This is a genomic window from Pedobacter sp. (assembly GCF_039594775.1).
GTDB lineage: Bacteria > Bacteroidota > Bacteroidia > Sphingobacteriales > Sphingobacteriaceae > Pedobacter.
In genome coordinates this window covers 220,824-239,125 of the sequence record NZ_JBCNMT010000007.1, presented here as the reverse complement: position 1 = coordinate 239,125, position 18,302 = coordinate 220,824, and the positions used below count along the sequence as shown (strand labels likewise).

At 39.0% G+C, this 18,302-nt stretch carries 15 protein-coding genes; 8 read left to right on the top strand and 7 right to left on the bottom strand.

Annotation, left to right across the window (positions count from 1 at the left end; all coding sequences use genetic code 11):
* From ABDV71_RS16610 to ABDV71_RS16590, 5 genes are all read left to right on the top strand, one after another.
* Window positions 1–2,045 (top strand): ComEC/Rec2 family competence protein (locus ABDV71_RS16610; protein ID WP_343534529.1); only part of this gene is annotated, 2,045 nt, incomplete at its 5' end.
* 5 nt (window positions 2,046–2,050) lie between these two features.
* A complete protein-coding gene (locus tag ABDV71_RS16605; RefSeq protein ID WP_343534527.1) occupies window positions 2,051–2,830 on the top strand; it encodes an enoyl-CoA hydratase-related protein in 780 nt (259 codons plus the stop codon).
* An 18-nt stretch (window positions 2,831–2,848) separates the two neighbouring features.
* On the top strand, window positions 2,849–3,502 hold the full coding sequence (locus tag ABDV71_RS16600) for a DUF4412 domain-containing protein (protein ID WP_343534525.1): 654 nt from the start codon (window positions 2,849–2,851) through the stop codon (window positions 3,500–3,502).
* Between the two features lie 231 nt (window positions 3,503–3,733).
* On the top strand, window positions 3,734–5,434 hold the full coding sequence (locus ABDV71_RS16595; protein WP_343534523.1) for an LTA synthase family protein: 1,701 nt from the start codon (window positions 3,734–3,736) through the stop codon (window positions 5,432–5,434).
* Window positions 5,435–5,440: 6 nt separating this feature from the next.
* Window positions 5,441–7,603 (top strand): DPP IV N-terminal domain-containing protein, encoded by a 2,163-nt coding sequence (locus ABDV71_RS16590; protein ID WP_343534521.1) that lies wholly within the window; start codon window positions 5,441–5,443, stop codon window positions 7,601–7,603.
* 375 nt (window positions 7,604–7,978) lie between these two features.
* Here the strand turns inward: ABDV71_RS16590 and hemF are convergent, their stop codons facing one another.
* The 4 genes from hemF to ABDV71_RS16570 all read right to left on the bottom strand — a co-directional run bounded on the left by hemF (window position 7,979) and on the right by ABDV71_RS16570 (window position 12,481).
* Complete coding sequence (gene hemF / locus ABDV71_RS16585) at window positions 7,979–8,884, bottom strand: oxygen-dependent coproporphyrinogen oxidase (RefSeq protein WP_343534519.1); 906 nt, start codon at window positions 8,882–8,884, stop codon at window positions 7,979–7,981.
* A gap of 265 nt (window positions 8,885–9,149) precedes the next feature.
* Window positions 9,150–10,376 carry an MFS transporter gene (locus ABDV71_RS16580; RefSeq protein ID WP_343534517.1) on the bottom strand — a complete coding sequence of 409 codons (1,227 nt, stop codon included), beginning with the start codon at window positions 10,374–10,376 and terminating at the stop codon, window positions 9,150–9,152.
* 373 nt (window positions 10,377–10,749) lie between these two features.
* Window positions 10,750–11,868, bottom strand: a complete 1,119-nt coding sequence (gene corA / locus ABDV71_RS16575; protein ID WP_343534515.1) for a magnesium/cobalt transporter CorA — start codon at window positions 11,866–11,868, stop codon at window positions 10,750–10,752.
* Between the two features lie 10 nt (window positions 11,869–11,878).
* Complete coding sequence (locus ABDV71_RS16570) at window positions 11,879–12,481, bottom strand: WbqC family protein (RefSeq protein WP_343534513.1); 603 nt, start codon at window positions 12,479–12,481, stop codon at window positions 11,879–11,881.
* Between the two features lie 37 nt (window positions 12,482–12,518).
* Between ABDV71_RS16570 and ABDV71_RS16565 the strand changes: the two genes are divergently transcribed.
* Both ABDV71_RS16565 and ABDV71_RS16560 read left to right on the top strand, forming a co-directional pair.
* A complete protein-coding gene (locus ABDV71_RS16565; RefSeq protein ID WP_343534511.1) occupies window positions 12,519–13,388 on the top strand; it encodes a lysophospholipid acyltransferase family protein in 870 nt (289 codons plus the stop codon).
* Between the two features lie 35 nt (window positions 13,389–13,423).
* Entirely contained in the window at window positions 13,424–14,440 is a 1,017-nt protein-coding gene (locus ABDV71_RS16560) for a glycosyltransferase family 2 protein (protein WP_343534509.1), read from the top strand.
* Between the two features lie 560 nt (window positions 14,441–15,000).
* On the opposite strand, the gene aroQ is transcribed toward ABDV71_RS16560, so the two are convergent.
* Complete coding sequence (gene aroQ, locus ABDV71_RS16555; RefSeq protein WP_343534507.1) at window positions 15,001–15,417, bottom strand: type II 3-dehydroquinate dehydratase; 417 nt, start codon at window positions 15,415–15,417, stop codon at window positions 15,001–15,003.
* A gap of 92 nt (window positions 15,418–15,509) precedes the next feature.
* Between aroQ and xerD the strand changes: the two genes are divergently transcribed.
* On the top strand, window positions 15,510–16,409 hold the full coding sequence (xerD, locus tag ABDV71_RS16550) for a site-specific tyrosine recombinase XerD (protein ID WP_343534505.1): 900 nt from the start codon (window positions 15,510–15,512) through the stop codon (window positions 16,407–16,409).
* Between the two features lie 65 nt (window positions 16,410–16,474).
* On the opposite strand, the gene ABDV71_RS16545 is transcribed toward xerD, so the two are convergent.
* Window positions 16,475–17,338 (bottom strand): OmpA family protein, encoded by an 864-nt coding sequence (locus ABDV71_RS16545; protein ID WP_343534503.1) that lies wholly within the window; start codon window positions 17,336–17,338, stop codon window positions 16,475–16,477.
* A 112-nt stretch (window positions 17,339–17,450) separates the two neighbouring features.
* The gene (gene prmC, locus ABDV71_RS16540) at window positions 17,451–18,302 is read right to left on the bottom strand and encodes a peptide chain release factor N(5)-glutamine methyltransferase (RefSeq protein ID WP_343534501.1); all 852 of its coding nucleotides are present in this window, start codon (window positions 18,300–18,302) and stop codon (window positions 17,451–17,453) included.

The following is an 18,302-nucleotide window of genomic DNA, read 5'->3' as shown; positions in this document are numbered from 1 at the left end:
CTTTCGGCTTGGGAATAATACTAGGTTACCATTTCCAAGAGCAACAACTATTTAGAATACTCCTTTATATTCTAGTTGCGTTAACTGTCCTCGCCGCACTCGTCCATACTTATTATCGAAAATTTAAGGGCTGGAATTTCAAAAAAACCATAGCTATTCTTTACTATTTACTGTTTTTCGGCTTAGGTTTTTACCTCACCTTAGCTCGTACTGATTTCTTGAAATCAGATTATTTCGGACACAACAAGTATTCCCACTTAAAAGGCTGGATCTGCAGCGAACCCCAAGAAAGCAATCAAATTTTAAGGTTTGAACTATCAGTTAGCGAAGGCTATTTAAACAAAAAGGCTGAGGATATTACTGGAAGATTACTTGTTGCTTTGAAATTGGATAGTTTGAAACCTATTCCACTTGGTTATGGCAATGAACTGATCATCACTGCAAACTACCTACCTGTTGAACCTCCTTACAACCCAGCCGAATTTGATTTTAAACGGTGGTTAGCAGCAAAAAATATTTACCATCAAAGCTTTATCAGGCAGGAACAACTTGTAAAAACCGGCCAAAACCAAGGAAACAGTTTGGTGAAATATGCTTTATCTCTAAGGCAAAATCTTGTTAACGTTTACCGAAAGTTGATTCATAATGATGAAGCTTTTGCCGTAGCTTCTACTTTAATATTAGGTTATCGTGCCGATTTAGGCAAGGAAACTCTCGCAGCTTATAGTAAAACCGGCACTATACATGCTCTTTCTGTTTCAGGAATGCATGTAGGCATCATTTATATTATGCTGAATTGGTGCTTGTCTTTTTTAAATAGGAAAAAATCAGGTCAAATCTTAAAAACTTTCATCATATGCAGCCTGATTTGGTATTACGCACTACTCACAGGATTTTCTCCTTCCGTGCTTCGTTCTGCTATTATGATTACTGTTTTCATATTTTCCAAACAGCTTAACAGAGGAAATAACAGCTACAATGTTTTGGCTTTTACAGCTTTCATCCTTTTGGCATTCAATCCATTTTTCATTTGGGATGTAGGTTTCCAATTGTCTTTTCTAGCCGTTTTTGGGTTAGTTTACTTTCAACCTAAGATTTATAAATGGCTTTACTTCAAGCCTAAGTGGGCTGATAGGCTATGGTCTACTATCGCCATGAGTTTAGCTGCTCAATTAGCGACACTGCCCTTGAGTGTTTATTATTTCCATCAATTCCCCATTTACTTTATCATGAGTAACTTATTCATCCTAATCCCCATTACATTATTGATGTACAGCGGCATTGCCATACTTACATTACGGATATATTTTGCGGCGCCAGCTTTTGAATGGCTAATCAATTTTACCAATAGTGGTTTAAAGTGGATTGCCAATTTACCCTATGCCGGTATTACCGAAATCTGGCTCAATCAATGGCAATTACTATTGCTTTTCTTATTGATTGCGACCTTAAGCTTAGGTTTTTCCAATTATAAAAAAAACTATCTATTTGTTGGCTTTTCAATTTGGCTAGTCCTCCAAAGCTCATTGAGCTTTCAGAAAATTGCCGCTGCAAAACAATCCGTAACCATTTTTTTTAGCCTTAGGAAAAACTACGCGGCAGCATTTATTAAAGGCAATAGCTGTGTATTAATTACCGACCTGACTAAAGAAAATCGGAATTTTGAATTCTTTGTTAAACCTGCATTAGAACAAAAACACATCAATTCTATAAAGTTTGTAAAGTGGGAAGATAATTTTAAAGCATCAAAATTCATTAAACAGGGTAATCAAATCATCAATGAAGGAAAACGTTTTTTATTATTGGACGAATCTTTTGATAAACAAAAAATAAGTAATAAACCAAGTTTCGATTTTATTTGGCTACACCATAGTCCAAAGCAAAAAATTCAACTATTAAAAGAGGAAATTAACTTTAAAGGACTTATTATTGACGCCAGTAATAAAGATTATATGATTTCAGAATTTGAGCATCAAGCTAATCTGTTAAATTTGCCAGCACATGTGCTTAAAAAACACGCTGCAATAATGCTGGACCAAAAATAAATCTTATGGAAAATTCATTGGTTTTATATCAAGTAAACAATCGAGTGGCCGAAATCACTCTTAATCGTCCTGAAAAAAGAAATGCTTTAAACCCGGCATTAGTCGAAGCTTTAAAAAGTGCCTTTAAAAAAGCTAAAGAAGACGAAAATGCCAAAATAGTGGTGCTTAAAGCAAATGGCGAAGTATTTAGCGCCGGTGCCGATCTAGCCTATATGCAGCAGCTCCAAGGCTTCTCGTACGAGGAGAACATAAAAGATTCTAACGCCCTTAAAGAACTTTTTGAAACCATTAGAACCCTGCCCAAAGTGGTGATTGCCCAGGTGGAAGGCCATGCCATTGCCGGCGGTTGCGGACTGGCTACCATTTGCGACATTATTTTTACCGTTCCCGAAGCCAAATTTGGCTATACCGAAGTAAAACTGGGCTTTGTACCCGCCATTGTAAGTTGCTATTTGATGCAAAAGGTGGGCGAAACCCTTACTAAGAAACTGTTGCTCAGTGGCGAACTATTTACTGCCCAAGAAGCGTTGCATTATAATTTGATCACCTATGTAACAAAAGCAACAGAAATGCCTCTAATGGTAAACAATTTTGCCCTAAATTTGTGCAACAGTGCATCGGGCAATTCGTTGGCGCTAACAAAGCAGCTCATTAACAACACCAGCAATACTTGGCTCGATAGTTGTTTGACTGAGGCGGTAAAAACGAATGCCAGAACCAGGGAAGGCGACGATTTCAAAAAGGGGATCGCAGCTTTTTTGGCGAAGGAAAAAATTAATTGGTAACTAAACTATAAAAATAATATGATGTTCAAATCAGTAAAAACGGGCCTTTTAGCGGCCGTGTTAGTGGCTTCTGCGGTTGTAGCTAATGCCCAAAAAAAACTCACCCAAGGCACTGCTACCTACACGGCAGAAACTCCTCAGGGCAGTATGGATCAAAAATTTAAATTTAATGGCAATATATTTAGGTTAGACATGGAACAAGGCCCTGCTACCATTGGCATACTACAAGATTATGTAGCCAAAACTGGCTTGATGCTGATTGACGTACCGGTGGCCCAAAAACAGTTTGCCGTTAAAATGAGTAAACAGGAAATTGAACAGGCCGAAGCTGCTTCTCCAAAATTGAGTGATTTTAAAGCGACTGGCGAGAAACAAAAAATTGGCAACTACAATGCCGAGAAATACACCTATAAGGATGACAAAGGTGAAACCTACGAGTTATGGGCTACTACTGAAGTAGAATTGCCAGCCGGCTTTTTTGGTTCACAATTTAAAGACATCAAAGGAACCTTAGTAAAGTACACCACTTTCCAAAACGGCATGAAAGTTAACCTTACCCTTAAAGGTGTAAGCGAAGACAAAGTAGGTCCTTTTTCGTTAGAGGTGCCTAGCGGTTACGAAGTGGTAACCATGCAACAGTTAATGTCGATGATGCAAGGCGGCGGACAATAGTCCGAAGTTTTCACGTTGATATAAATCAGACTTTTAATTATGGGTTTTTTAGTAATTTAGCTGCCCATGTTTAAAAGTCTGATTTTTTTTGCCAGATATTTTCTGTTCTGGTTGCTCTATTTCGCAATAGACAGGTTTATTTTTATGTTTATCTTCCATGTTAAATTAAGAAATATACCTTTTTCCGAAAAACTTGCCACTTACTACCACGCCTTAAGGCTAGATTTTTCCATGACAGCCTACATTGCTGTTGTCCCCCTATTGGTATATACATTCTGGTATTTTAGCAAGCGTAAAAAAGTCGGCTTTAATTGGGTTAGAATATACAATATTCTACTTATTGTCCTATTTAGCCTTATCTCGGTCATTAACTTTAACATTTACCGCGAATGGGGCAGCAAGATCAATTCGAGAGCTATTGAATTTGCCATTCGTACCCCTAACGAATCATTGGCCTCCAGTGCTTCCTCTCCTATGTTCCTAACGTTATCGGTGTTGCTTATTCTGTTGTGTGTAGGACTATATCTTAATTTCATCCTGATCAGAAGAGAAATCAATTTTGTAAAAACACCCATCTGGGCCAAGTTTATCATTGCCGTTTTAACCTTAGGTGTTAACTTTTTGTTCATCCGTGGAGGTACAGGAACGGCACCAAACTCTCAAAGCATGGCCTTTTTCTCCAATCATCAGATCCTGAACCACGCCTCTTTAAATACCGAATGGAACTTGATGTCGAGCATTTTGGCCAATAGCAAGGTAAAAAAGAACCCTTATATCTACGGCGACCAAAAGCAGGCAGCCTTGGAGGTCGATAACTTGTTTAAGGTAGCAAAGGACACCACCCTATCCATTTTAAAAACAGACCGTCCCAATGTGGTTATCTTTATTTTGGAAAGCTTTACGGCCGATTTAACCAAGTCATTGGGCAATGAGGACGGCATTACGCCAAATTTAGATTCGCTGGCCAAGAAAGGTGTTTTCTTTAGCCAGATCTATGCTACGGGCAACCGTACAGACAAGGGACTGATCGGCTCGCTCACAGGTTTTCCAACCCTGGGCGTGGGCAGTATTGTGAAATGGCCCGAAAAGATGCAGAAAATCCCTGCCATTAGCCAAAAGCTTTATCAGCAGGGCTACCAAACCTCGTTTTATTACGGTGGCGAATCGGAGTTCGACAATTACAAAGCTTTCATTTTGGGACATCAGTATAAAAGGCTGATTGATAAGAACAGCTTCGAGAAGAAGGACATGAATTCTAAATGGGGCGCTTACGACGGTTTGGTGTTTAACAAACAATTAAAAGATGCCAATACCACCAAACAGCCTTTCTTTTCTACCCTATTATCGTTAACCAACCACGAACCCTTTGAATTGCCTGTTAAATACAAATTTGGAAATACGGATAACATTCAAAAATTTAAAAGTACCGCATTTTATACCGACTCTTGCATTGGCAGTTACCTTAGCGAAGCCAAGAAGCAACCTTGGTATAAAAACACTCTTTTTGTTTTTGTGGCCGATCATGGACATCCGCTACCTAAAGCCAATCATGAAATTTATGAGCCCCAACGTTACCATATTCCGCTTATTTTTTACGGAGACGTAATCAAGGATGAGTTTAGGGGCAAAAACTTCGACAAAACAGGTAGTCAACAAGACCTTTCGGCAACCTTATTAGCCCAATTAAACATCAATACCAAGGAATTTAAATGGAGCAAAAACCTTTTAAACCCTTACCATAGAAACTTTGCCTATTTTAGTTGGGATAACGGCTTCGGTTTTATAGAAAATGGACATGCCGTAACCTTCGATAACGTGGGCAAAAGCGTGCTTTATAACAGCAAACCCGAAGATGCCCAGCAAACCAACAAACTATTGAACAGTGGTAAAGCCTACCTTCAAACGGTTTACCAACAATTTATAAACCTATAATCAAATATGAACACCAAAAAAGTAATTTGGGCAATAGCCATTGTGCTTGGTTTTACTACTACTGCAAATGCCCAAAATGTAAATTGGGCCAAAGATGGCAACAGCTATTACCAAAACGTTGGCGGAGAAATTGTAAGCATAACCCTACCTAAAAGCGAACGTAAGGTAATTATTGGTAGCGACCTGCTTGCCCAAACCAATGGCAAGCCAGCCATTAGGATCAGAAGTTTTCAATTAAGTAACGATGGTACCAAGGCCCTGATCTATACCAATAGCAAAAAGGTTTGGCGCTATGACACACGTGGCGATTATTGGGTGGCAGACATGACCAAAAATAAGCTTACCCAAATTGGCAAGGATAAACCTGCATCGTCGCTAATGTTTGCCAAGTTTTCGCCTGATGGCAGCAAAGTGGCTTATGTAAGCGGACACAATATTTATGTGGAAGACCTAGCTACAGGTACCAATAAGGCTTTAACTACCGATGGAACGACCAGATTAATCAACGGTACTTTCGATTGGGCCTACGAAGAGGAGTTTGACTGTAGAGATGGTTTCCGTTGGAGCCCTGATGGAAAATCTATCGCCTACTGGCAAATAGACGCCCGAAAAATCCGTAATTTCTTAATGATCAACAACACAGATTCTATCTATTCTTATAATGTTCCGGTAGAATATCCTAAGGTTGGACAAGATCCATCAGCCTGCAAAGTGGGTATTGTTGACATTTCTACGGCGCAAACCAAATGGCTAGCCGTTCCAGGTAGCGAAATACAGAACTATATTCCTCGAATGGATTGGGTACCTAACTCGAACAACATCATTTTGCAACAGCTTAATCGCGAGCAGAATATAAGCACCATTTATTTGGCAAATGCGGCTACGCAAAAGCTAACTGAAGTGTACAAAGAAGCTGACAAGGCTTGGATTGACGCGGTTGACAGTTTTGATTGGATCAACAGCAACAAAGAGTTTATATTAAAAACAGAAAAAGATGGTTGGGCGCACTTATACCGCATTAACATTGAGAACAAGAAAGCAACATTGATCACCAATGGCAACTACGATGTAATGGCGGTAAATTTAATTGACGAAGCTAACGGACTGGTATATTTCAGTGCTTCGCCAAACAATGCCACCCAAAAGTACCTTTACAAAACTAAGTTAGATGGCAAAGGAAAATTAGAAATGGTTACGCCTTCAGTTTTACCTGGTACGCACAACTATACCATTTCTCCGACCGGTGCTTTTGCTCTACACAGCTACCAAAGCTCAACGGTAAGGCCTGTAAGCGAGTGGATGAACTTTAAAACCAACAACCCGTTGACCATGCAGGGCAGCATTACCAGCCAAATGGGCAACCAATCGGCCGCAAAAAACAAAGTAGAGTTCTTTAAAATCACTACCGAAGATGGCATAGAGCTTGATGGCTGGATGAAAAAACCGGATAACTTTGATAGAACCAAGAAATATCCAGTGGTATTTTATGTATATGGCGAACCTGCTTCGGCAACGGCCCTAGATGTTTACAGTGCAGGAAGCAACAGACTTTATGTAGGCGACATGGCTAAAGATGGTTACATCTACGTTTCCATGGACAACCGTGGTGCACCAGTGCCCAAGGGCAAAGCTTGGAGAAAAGCCATTTATAAAAACATTGGTCAAATTAACATCCGCGATCAAGCCATGGCGGCAAAAAAACTATTAGCAGCGAACGCATTTATGGATAAAGATAGGGTTGCTGTATGGGGATGGAGCGGTGGTGGTTCTTCTACCTTAAACTTGTTGTTCCAATACCCAGAGATTTACAAAACAGGTATTTCGATAGCGCCGGTAGCCAATCAACTTACCTATGATAATATTTACCAAGAAAGATACATGGGCACTCCTTTTCCAACTACCGATGCTTATGTTGCAGGTTCGCCGGTAACACATGCCAAAAATCTGAAAGGTAATTTGTTATTGATCCATGGTACTGGCGATGATAATGTGCACTACCAGAATGCGGAAATGTTGATCAACGAATTAGTAAAGTATCGTAAAAACTTCCAAATGATGAGCTATCCTAACCGTACCCATAGCATTAGCGAAGGCGAAGGTACTAGCGACCATTTGGCCTTAACTTTTACTAAATTCCTTAAAGAGAACTGTGCCCCAGGGGGGAAATAGTATATTTGAATAAAAATAAAGAAGCCTGAGAGTTAATCTCGGGCTTCTTTATTTTTCGGATTTTATTACACTTCGTCATTTCGACCAAAGGGAGAAATCTAGCTCAATGTAAATTGTTAACTGTCGAAACCCTCATTAATGGCTGATGACAACACCAAGTAAAGATTACTTAATTCAAAGATTTCTCGGCTACGTTTCTCTTCGCTCGAAATGACGGTAGTGATTGGCTAATGCAAATCAGCCATAGCCTTCATCTCAAAAAGAGAAATAAACCGTCATTTCGACGAGGAACGAGGAGAACCGAAGCTCTACGAAGTAAAATCTAACAACAAGTTAACCTCTTGCTAGAGATTCCTCCCTTTGGTCGAAATTACGTTAAACCCAATTAATCCCCTTCTTCAAGAGGTTAATGGTATTTTCCTCTTCTGTATTAGGCAACGGCTGTGCATTATACTTCCACTTTGCAGTGGGTGGCAAGCTCATCAAAATACTTTCGATACGACCATTAGTTTCTAAGCCAAACTTGGTGCCCGAGTCGTAAACTAAATTAAATTCGGCATACCTACTGCGACGCAAATACTGCCATTCCTTATTAAATTCATCGTACTCCTTATCCTTGTTTCGCTCTACCAACTCACTATAAACTGGAACAAAGGCATTACCCACTGCCAATGAAAAATCAAGCAATTGGTCATAGCTTAGTTCTGTGTTTTCAGGCTTTAATCTGTCGTAAAAAATACCACCTACGCCACGGGTTTCATCGCGATGCTTGATAAAGAAATAATCATCTGCCAGTTTTTTAAAACGCGGGTAAAAATCGGCCTTAAACTGGTCGCATACCTGTTTTAAATGATAATGAAAAAACCTTACATCTGTAGGGATGACATAGTGCGGAGTTAGGTCAATACCGCCACCAAACCAACGGGTTTGCTCATCCATTTCAAAATAACGGATGTTCATATGGATAATGGGGACAAACGGGTTTTCTGGATGGATAACGATAGAAACTCCCGTTGCGAAAAATTCATCGTTCTCTACCTTAAAAGATTTCTGCACAACTTCGGGCAATTTACCATATACGGCAGAAAAATTAACGCCTCCCTTTTCAATTACCTTACCATGCTGCATCACTCTAGTGCGGCCACCGCCGCCACCTTCACGTTGCCATAACTCTTCTTCAAATTGCGCCTCACCATCTGCAATCTCTAAACCCTTACAAATACTATCCTGTATCTGCTTATAAGCTTCCGCCACCTTATCCTTAAACATAACGATCTCCATTGTATACTCAAATTTAGGCTTATTGTAACGCTATCTGAAACCAAATGTGATATAGTACATTAGATTGACATTTTTAATTGCAGGTTGTGGGTCATAGCCCATTTCCTTGTCATTTCGACGCTAGGAGAAATCTCCTTCGACACATCGCCATAAAGATCCTTCGCTACCGATAAATCGGTACAAGTTACGCTCTGGATGACAAAACAGCGGGCAATACAAAATCAGCCCATCATCGAATCATCACATTAACCCACCATCAACTTAACTAATGCTCTACATAATCCAGATCCTTACTGAAAGTTTCTTTTAGCTGGCTTAGGGCAATCATTGAAATGATAATACAAATGGCTCCTACTACCATTGCTCCCTGCAAAATGCCCAACTTATCTTTAAAAAACTGAAAACCTGTTGTAATTGCAATCAACGAACCCCTGATAAAGTTAGGTACCGTGGTCGTTACCGTAGCTCTTAAGTTAGTACCAAACTGCTCGGCAGCAATGGTTACAAAGGTTGCCCAGTAGCCCGAAGCAAAACCAAGCAGAAGGCTCAACAGGATAAATCGCTCTGGTGTTATTCCGAAAGAATAAAGATATACAGCGACGGCTATGGCCGTTAAAACCAAAAAGATAAACATAACCTGTTTTCGCGATTTAAGCACTTGGGACAGGAAGCCCGCTACCACATCGCCAACAGATATGCCGATATAACAATACATGATGCCCTTGCCTGCATTTAAAACGCCCGTGGCGTTCAATGCTTTACCAAACTCGGGAGAAAACGTAACCAGTACCCCCACCACATACCATAGCGGTAAGCCTATTAAAATACAGCATAAATATTTCTTAAACCTGGCCCAATCGTTAAAAAGCATGAAAAAATTCCCTCGCTGTACCTCGCCCCGCTCGGTAGTTTCCTTAAACATTCCCGATTCGACCAAACCAATGCGAAGTGTGAGCAACAATAGGCCCATACCACCGCCAATAAAATAACTGGTTTGCCAAGTATAATGGTCGCTAATCAAAGCGGCCATCACTGCCCCCATTAAGCCTACACAAGCCACAATCATAGTTCCATAGCCCCTATTTTTCTTGCTCATGGTTTCGGCCACTAAGGTAATTCCCGCTCCCAATTCTCCAGCTAGGCCAACACCTGCAATAAAACGAACAATAGTATAGGCACTTACGGTAGTCACAAAACCGTTGGCAATATTGGCTAGTGAATAAGTAATGATAGAACCAAAAAGCACGCTCAAACGACCTCGTTTATCGCCAAGAACGCCCCAAATAATACCGCCAACCAACATCCCGAACATTTGACTATTGATAATGGTAGCGCCCACACTCAACATATCGCCATCGGCAACGCCTAAATCTTTTAAACTTTTAACACGTACTACCGAGAATAAAATTAAATCGTAGATATCTACAAAGTAGCCCAGAGAGGCCACTAGGATAATTAAAGCAACGTTCTTGCTTTTATTTGCTTGGTTCATTGATCAGTTTAGTTTGATAAAGTGAAACTACAGCATTGACAGGAAAAAAACAAGGAAGAGATCGTCAATGATTAATGTTCAATAAAAGAATAACCAATAAACAATATTCAATGAGCAATGACCAATCTCCGGAAAAATCAAGGTTATCAGCGGGAGATGATTAATGAATCAATGCCTATAAATACTCCGCCATCATATCGAACACAGCGCAGCAGGGAGACATCTAACTCCTTACTTATAATCTCCCAAATAACTCTTAGATTTCTCCTCGTGAAAAATTCGTTCGAAATGACGCTATAGGAACGGGATGCCTAAATCACTATTGAACCAGTGAACAACTAACCACCAACCCCTAACCACTAGCAACTAATCACTATTTAAACCAGCCCTTACGCCAAAAGAAGATAATTTGAACTACGGCAATGAGTCCCATCACCAACATTGTATATTTATAGCCATTCTCCTCATAAAGTTCTGGCATGTTACCTGGCATAATTTTTCCCGTAACGGGATCTTGTTTGGCAAAGTTCATTCCGTAAATACCAGCAATAAAGGTTAAGGGAATAAAAACCGACGAAATGATGGTAAGCACTTTCATGATCTCATTCATTCTATTGCTGATGATGGAAAGATACATGTCGATATTGGTAGAAGCTATTTCCTTCATGCTTTCCAGCATATCCATCAACTGTACACAATGATCATATGCATCCTTAATGAACATTTTAGTTTGGTCACTGATCAGTTCGCTCTCCGTACGTAAAATATCATTCATTTTATCACGTTCAGGCCAGATTACACGTCTTAAAGATATAAGGTTACGCTTCACCAATTGTGTTTCATACATCACTGAGCGATCCGGACGGTCTAGCAATTTGTCCTCTATGGTCTCCATATCCTCGTTCCATTTGCTCAAAATAGAAAAGTACGAGTCCACAATCATATCCATGAGTGCGTACATCAAATAACCTGTACCACTAATGCGTATGTTACCTTTACCGTCTTTTAAGCGCTTTCTAACGGCATCCAAGCAGTCTTCGTAATTCTCCTGAAAAGTATACAGTACGTTTTTCGTTTGAATAAAAGAAACCTGTTCATTTTCCAAACCTCCCTCCGGAGAGATTGCCAACATCCTACTGATTGCAAAATTGTACCCTTCGTACTCCTCAAATTTGGGACGATGATAGGTACGGGTAATGTCCTCCAAAACCAGTTTATGGATTTTCAGCTCATCGCTAAAAACATTAAACAGCTCTGCCGAATTAAGGCCTCTAATGTCTACCCAATAAAAAGTACCCTTATTGGAAGTTTTTTCTGAAATGTTTTTGAGATTGGCAAGTTCAACCACATCAAAATCATCAGCATTGAAACTATAGAGATTGATCTTTGGCTTTAAAGAATTAGCGTCGATGTATATAAAACCTGGCGTTGTACCCGGTTCAGGCAGTGCATAATGCTTTTTTTTCTGCTTAAAACGTATCGGTTTTGCCATGAGGTTTCAATTAAAAATAGTTTTTGGCTTGCGGGCCTTGGTTAAATAGCAAATCAACAATGCTCAAGTTAGGAATAAACTCATTCCTGTCGCTAAACACCTGAAAATACGGCTTTGTTTGTATTTTCGGCACTTCTTTTTTGCCCATAGTACTGCGGTAGTCTGTTGGCACCTCGAGCTCATAACTTTCTGTAAAGTTTAAATCAGCAGGCATTTTGAGCTGTTTAAGCAGCCAAGAAAAGAGTGCTATGTTATAATCTAAAAGAAAATTGTATTTCTTCTCATAAAAAGGAGCCAAACCATCTTCGTAAAACTCAAAATAGGCCGAACTCCTATAGCAGTTTTGAAGGCTCAGCCAATGCAAGCGTTGCCATCTGGTTTCATCACTAATTTTAACATCTTTATAAACGGTACGAACCTTAGACCCTTTCATTACCGGTATAGCCAAATCCAACATCCCATTTGGTGAGGCAATGGAAGCTCTGTTTCTGTAAGTCTGTTTTGGAAAATGTTCAAATTTTTCTAAAACAAATGCTAAATTATTTTCTTTTAAAAGTGAGAAATAACTAACTGGTGGGAGATAAAATACTGGAAATATAGCTAGATTTTGCATTTGATACTTTAAGTTTGCAATTCAAGTGGCCAAATTAATGATTAAAAAAGGTTTTTTGCGCATAGGGATATTTTTTTTGCACCTCTTTTCGTTTCTACCGCTATGGTTCTTATTTGGCATATCCAGCATTTTATACTATTTCATTTACTACCTTTTAAGATATCGCAGGGAAGTGGTCCGTAAAAACCTCACCAACTCCTTCCCCGAAAAAGAACTTCCAGAAATTATCGCCATAGAAAAACGTTTTTATCGGTACCTCACCGATTTGATGGTAGAAATCGTTAAAATAAGTTCCATCAGCAAAGCTGAAGTTTTAAAACGTGTAAAAATGAGGAACTTTGAACAGGTAGAAGCTTATTTCCAAAAAGGGGAAAGTGCACTGGCCTGTTCTGGACACTATGGTAATTGGGAACTTGCAATGCTTGCCGCAGGATTAAAGTTCACAGCTACACCACATGTAATTTACAAACCCATTAACAATAAAGTTTTCGAAGTATGGTTCAATGCCTTAAGGACCAAATTCGGCAATGTTTTCATCCCGATGAAACAAACTCTGAGGGAAGTAGTAGCCACTAAGCATAAAACTACCCTATTTTGTTTTGCTAGCGACCAAAGTCCGATGGTGATTGACGTTCAGCATATCATTCATTTTATGCACCAGCCTACAGCAGTACTTTTAGGACTGGAAAAAATTGCTAAGCAAACTAATCGACCTGTTTTTTATTTCGACATTAGAAGAGTAAAAAGAGGATATTACGAAATTGAATGTGTACCACTCTGCTTAAATCCGAAGGCAACTGAAAATAACGAGATTACGGAACTGTTTTTCAAAAACCTAACCGAATCGATTCAAAAAGCACCTGAATACTGGTTATGGAGCCATAATCGATGGAAAAGTAATGGCTAAACAAATTTGATACTTAAAACACAAAATACTCATAAATGGAACCTAGCGTAGCTGTTGTTATATTAAACTGGAATGGAAAATCTTTTTTAGAAAGATTTTTACCAAGCGTTACCCAAAGCAGCTACAATAATTTGCAAATCATAGTGGCCGACAATGCTTCGACCGATGATTCTATTTCTTTTCTAGCCTCCAACTATCCTAACGTTAAGGTAATTGTTAACGATGAAAACTACGGCTTTGCCGAAGGTTACAACAGAGCGCTTACTAAAGTCAATGCCGACTATTTTGTACTACTCAATTCGGATGTAGAAGTGCCTGAAAATTGGATTAAGCCCGTCATTGATTTGATGCAAAGCGATGAAAAAATAGCTGCTGCGCAACCTAAGATCAAATGGCAACAACATAAACAGTCGTTTGAGTATGCCGGGGCGGCTGGTGGTTTTATGGACAGTTATGGCTTTACTTTTTGCCGTGGCCGTATTTTCGACCGCCTAGAAGAAGATCATGGTCAGTATGACAGCAATTTACCTATATTTTGGGCTTCTGGAGCGGCATTTTTCATTAAAAGTAAAGCATGGAAAGAAGTAGGCGGTTTAGATGGCGACCTGTTTGCCCATATGGAAGAAATTGATTTGTGCTGGCGTTTAAAAAACAAAGGCTACGAAGTGGTTTGCTGTACTGCAACAGAGGTTTACCATGTTGGTGGGGGCACCTTAAATGCTAGTAGTCCTTTCAAAAACTATCTCAATTTTAGAAACAACCTGATCATCATGCAAAAAAACCTTCCCTTTGGAGAGGCTATGTACAAAATTTTTGTTCGCTTGTGGTTAGATTTAGCAGCTTGGTTCCAGTTTGCTTTAAAGGGACAGTTCGCTTTTGCGTTTTCCATCAATAAAGCACATTTTCAGTTCTTCAGACAATTTTTCAGGACTGCAGAAAAACGAGGTAAACAACAAATTTCATTGCACCAACATCAAGGTGTATTAAAAGGAAGCATTGTTTGGAGATACTTTGTGAAGAAAATCGGGAAGTTTAGCGATATTTCGTTTTAGTTTTTCAACCACCCCCTAGATGGTTCTTTTATTCTTTTCACCACCTTAGACATTTAAGAACATTTTAGTTTTGGAATATACTTAGATGAACTAAGGTGTCTTAAATGGTTCTTTTATTTTTTTAACCACCCTAGACATTTAAGAGCATTTTAGTTTTGGAATATACTTAGATGAACTAAGGCATCTTAGATGGTTCTTTTATTCTTTTCACCACCTTAGACATTTAAGAACATTTTAGTTTTGGAATATACTTAGATGAACCAAGGTGTCTTAAATGGTTCTTTTATTTTTTTAACCACCCTAGACATTTAAGAACATTTTAGTTTTGGAATATACTTGGATGAACTAAGGTATCTCAGATGGTTTATTTTTACTTTTTTTAACCACCTTAGACATCTAAGAACATTTTAGATTTTGGACATGCGCTTAGATGAACTAAGGTATATTAGATGGTTCTTTTATTCTTTTTACCACCTTAGACATTTAAGAGCATTTTAGTTTTGGAATACGCTTAGATGAACTAAGGTGTCTTAGGTGTTTATTTTTTCACCCTTAAACGTCTATTTTAAAAAACTTTCCAAAGCCAAACGATAACCATTCAAACCAAAGCCTGTAAGCACCCCCTTGCAGTTCTTTCCAGTCAACGACACGTGCCTATACTCCTCTCTAGCGTAAATATTGGACACATGCACTTCAACCACTGGCGTTTTGATGGCAGCAATAGCATCGGCAATAGCAACTGAAGTATGAGTGTAACCACCAGCATTCAAAATAATACCGTCATAATTAAAGCCTACTTCGTGTAGCTTGTTGATCAGCTCTCCTTCTACGTTGCTTTGATAATAATCTATCTCAATAATGCTATATTGCGTTTTAAGCTGCTCAATAAAGCTATCTATACTTTCTGAACCGTAAATACTAGGTTCGCGTAAGCCAAGTAAGTTCAAGTTTGGGCCGTTAATGATCTGTATCTTCATCTATTGGTATTTTAAAGTATCGGTATATGAAAAAGCAAATGTATTTTTGCCTTGTATTTGCCTTACGCAATGTTATAAAAAAGTTTCAAATAATGAATGTCCAATCTTATTTAAAAGGATTTTCCGCTTACTTAAAGTTAGAGCGTTCGTTATCTGAAAACTCTATCAATGCCTACCTTAATGATGTCACTAAGCTTTTCCAATATCTAGAACAAGCTAAACCAGAAGCAGTGCTTAAAACTATTTCCCTTAAAGATCTGCGTGACTTTACCATTTGGCTAAATGAACTTGGTGCACAAGCCAGCACCCAAGCCAGGGTAATTTCTGGCATCAAGTCGTTCTTTATGTATCTGATGGAAGAAGCACTGATTGAAAACGATCCTTCCGCTTTACTGGAAACACCAAAGATATCCAGAAAGCTTCCCGATACGTTGAACATACATGAAATTGATCAATTAATTGCTGCCATCGACGCCTCAAAACCTGAAGGCATGAGAAATAAAGCAATTATAGAAGTATTATATAGTTGTGGATTGAGGGTTAGTGAGTTAACAGAATTAAAAATCTCTAACATATTTGAAGAGACCGAGTTTATCAAAGTTGTGGGAAAGGGAAATAAAGAGCGCATTGTACCAATAGGTGCTAACGCATTAAAGTTCATCAACATATACCTGAACGAGGTTAGAGTTCACCAAAGCATTAAAAAAGGAAATGAGGATTATATTTTTCTGAACAGATTTGGCGCTAAACTTTCACGCATCTCCATCTTCAATCTCATTAAATCGTTAGCGGTACTTGCTGGCATTCACAAAAATATAAGCCCTCACACTTTAAGGCATTCATTTGCTACCCATTTAATTGAGGGTGGTGCCGATTTGAGAGCCATTCAGGAAATGTTAGGCCATGCCAGCATTACCACTACCGAAATCTACACCCATTTGGATAGAGACTACCTGAAAACGGTAATTACCGAATTTCACCCCAGGGCATAATAAAACCCCATAAATATATCGGCTACTGCTTTATACCTATGGGGTTTAAATCTTAGCTAATCAACCTAGTTACCTGGCTTCTCGGCTGTCTTATCAATCAAGTCCATAAACTGATCTAACTTAGGCGTAATAATGATTTGTGTACGTCTGTTTCTAGCTTTACCAGATACAGTGTCATTTCCAGCAATTGGGTTGTACTCGCCCCTACCACCAGCAGTTAAACGCTTAGGATCAACACCATAATTGTTCTGCAAGCTTTGCACCACCGACGAAGCTCTCAAGGCACTTAAGTCCCAGTTGTTTCTAATATTGACCATTTTAATTGGCACATTATCGGTATTACCTTCTACCAATACTTCATAATCCTTAAAGTCGGTAATAATTTTAGCAATCTTGCCTAAGGTAGCGCCTGCTTTGTCAGAAATTTCGTAGCTGCCAGATTTGTATAGCATATTATCCGATAAAGAAATATACACCACTCCCTTTAGCACCTGCACATCTACATCGCCCATTTCTTCTCTGCTCAACGAACGGGTCAGCTTATTGGTAAGGGCCATGTTAAGCGAATCGCTTTTGTTTTTGGCTGCAATAAGTTCTTTAATGTATTTATTTGAACTGTTGATCTCGTCAACCAACTTAGAGATATTAACACTACCCTGATTACTAGCACTCAAACATTTGTTAAGTGCTTCCTGTAGCTCTTTCGCATTAGCCCGTTCACGTGCGATAGCCTCATCTAAGCTCGATATCCTTGTTTTGGCATTGGAAAGCTCCGATTCAGTACCCACCAGTTTCTTATTAAGATCATTGTACTGTTGTTGCACCTGATTAAAATTGCCCTGTAGCTCAGCATATTTCTTTTTGCTTACACCACAAGCCGAAAGTAATGCAACACCTATGATCAATGATGTTGTTTTGAACGTGTTCATAGTATTTAGTTTAAATGAATAATAAACATAAACACCAACAATAGTTGAGCCAAAAAAGTTTTAACACGGATATAAAGCGAGAGAACTTTCTGAAAAAAAAGCCTCTACAAGATTACAAAATGGCTTTTATCATCCTATCCTTGCCCTGCATGTCTTTTCGTAACACAATATCCATAAAGCCTTTAGCCATCAACATTTCAACTGTTTGCTTACCTAAATATTCGTTGATTTCGAAGAACAAGATACCATGTTCGTTTAAATGTCGTTTCGCAAAATCAGCGATGGCCTCATAAAAAACCAAAGGCCTTTCATTGCTTACAAAAAGGGCAGTGTGAGGCTCATGGGCAAGCACATTTTGGTGCATTTCCCGCTTTTCATTTTCAGTGATATATGGAGGGTTGCTCACAATTACATCATACTTCAAATAATCTTCTTGTAATGGCCCTAGAATATCGTCGTGGATAAATCCCACCTCTACCTCGTTCAATAAAGCATTACCCTTAGCGGTTGCCAAGGCTTCTCTTGAAATATCTATGGCATACACGTCGGCATGCAGAAGATTCTTTTTTAAAGAAATGGCAATACATCCACTTCCCGTACCAATATCAATTACCTTTACAGGTTTCTTGTCTATCTCATCATCATTCAGGATCCAATCAACCAACTCTTCGGTTTCTGGCCGAGGGATAAGTACCGCTGGATTTACTTTAAACGGAAGCCCGTAAAACGCTGTTTTACCAATCACATATTGCACTGGTTTTCCATCATTTAACAATAACAATATCTCTTCAAACTTCAAGTAAACATCTTCCTCAAGTGGCGTCTGTTTTTCTGTAATATACCTACCTTTACTATATCCCAATAAGTGATTGACCACTAAAAGAAATAGTGAATGAATCTCTTCTTTGTCGTACAGATTTTTTAGTTCTTTTTGAAAGGTTCCAGAAAGCTCAGCTAGGTTCAT

Coding starts and splice junctions, on each gene's coding strand:
- ABDV71_RS16605 (WP_343534527.1), top strand. CDS start 2,051: ATGGAAAATTCATTGGTTTTATATCAAGTAAACAATCGAGTGGCCGAA.
- ABDV71_RS16600 (WP_343534525.1), top strand. CDS start 2,849: ATGATGTTCAAATCAGTAAAAACGGGCCTTTTAGCGGCCGTGTTAGTG.
- ABDV71_RS16595 (WP_343534523.1), top strand. CDS start 3,734: ATGACAGCCTACATTGCTGTTGTCCCCCTATTGGTATATACATTCTGG.
- ABDV71_RS16590 (WP_343534521.1), top strand. CDS start 5,441: ATGAACACCAAAAAAGTAATTTGGGCAATAGCCATTGTGCTTGGTTTT.
- hemF (WP_343534519.1), bottom strand. CDS start 8,884: ATGGAGATCGTTATGTTTAAGGATAAGGTGGCGGAAGCTTATAAGCAG.
- ABDV71_RS16580 (WP_343534517.1), bottom strand. CDS start 10,376: ATGAACCAAGCAAATAAAAGCAAGAACGTTGCTTTAATTATCCTAGTG.
- corA (WP_343534515.1), bottom strand. CDS start 11,868: ATGGCAAAACCGATACGTTTTAAGCAGAAAAAAAAGCATTATGCACTG.
- ABDV71_RS16570 (WP_343534513.1), bottom strand. CDS start 12,481: ATGCAAAATCTAGCTATATTTCCAGTATTTTATCTCCCACCAGTTAGT.
- ABDV71_RS16565 (WP_343534511.1), top strand. CDS start 12,519: ATGATTAAAAAAGGTTTTTTGCGCATAGGGATATTTTTTTTGCACCTC.
- ABDV71_RS16560 (WP_343534509.1), top strand. CDS start 13,424: ATGGAACCTAGCGTAGCTGTTGTTATATTAAACTGGAATGGAAAATCT.
- aroQ (WP_343534507.1), bottom strand. CDS start 15,417: ATGAAGATACAGATCATTAACGGCCCAAACTTGAACTTACTTGGCTTA.
- xerD (WP_343534505.1), top strand. CDS start 15,510: ATGAATGTCCAATCTTATTTAAAAGGATTTTCCGCTTACTTAAAGTTA.
- ABDV71_RS16545 (WP_343534503.1), bottom strand. CDS start 17,338: ATGAACACGTTCAAAACAACATCATTGATCATAGGTGTTGCATTACTT.
- prmC (WP_343534501.1), bottom strand. CDS start 18,302: ATGAACCTAGCTGAGCTTTCTGGAACCTTTCAAAAAGAACTAAAAAAT.